The sequence below is a fragment of the Bacillus sp. LR--39 genome (assembly GCF_053613335.1).
Window position 1 is genome coordinate 1 of the sequence record NZ_JBSIOT010001677.1, and the last position, 507, is coordinate 507.

Consider the following 507-nt stretch of genomic DNA (forward strand, 5'->3'; position numbering starts at 1 on the left):
TGCCGCGATCGGCCAGAGCTGGTGAGCCATATCGGGCATCATTTTGATGTTTTTCACCTCTTCGAAACGCTTGACGGCAAAATCGAATGATGCCTTTTCCCGCGTGAATAAGTGCAGATCCGGGTGAGCCGCCAAAATGCCGCGCGTTTTTATTATATTTTCTTCATGCTCATAATAAATCGACTGCGGCAGAATGACGATCCGGTTGTCCGGGTAATGTTCGACCACCCGTTCTCTGAACTGCTGGAAGTGAGGGTACAAGTCGCCGAAATTGCCGCCCCCCTGACAAACAATGATGGCGTCCTTTGGAATGCGGCGGCCCGGAATGAAATTCTCCGCATTCCATCTTTCGCGCACCTTGATGCCGTATGCTTCAAAAAAAGCTTCCGTTCCTTTCATGATCAATAGATCCCCGACGTTTCCGTATAGCGGGTAGTCCAAGTAAACGACTGATGAATGCCTTGGAATGACATCCAAAATTTCTGCCAGCTTATGCTTTAAGCTGTC

The 507-nt window shown here is 49.1% G+C and carries 1 protein-coding gene; it reads right to left on the reverse strand.

Features of this window, described 5'->3' with window-relative positions; translation table 11 throughout:
• On the reverse strand, positions 1-507 hold a 507-nt coding region (locus tag ACWHAR_RS32470), incomplete at both ends, for a polysaccharide pyruvyl transferase family protein (RefSeq protein ID WP_452089102.1).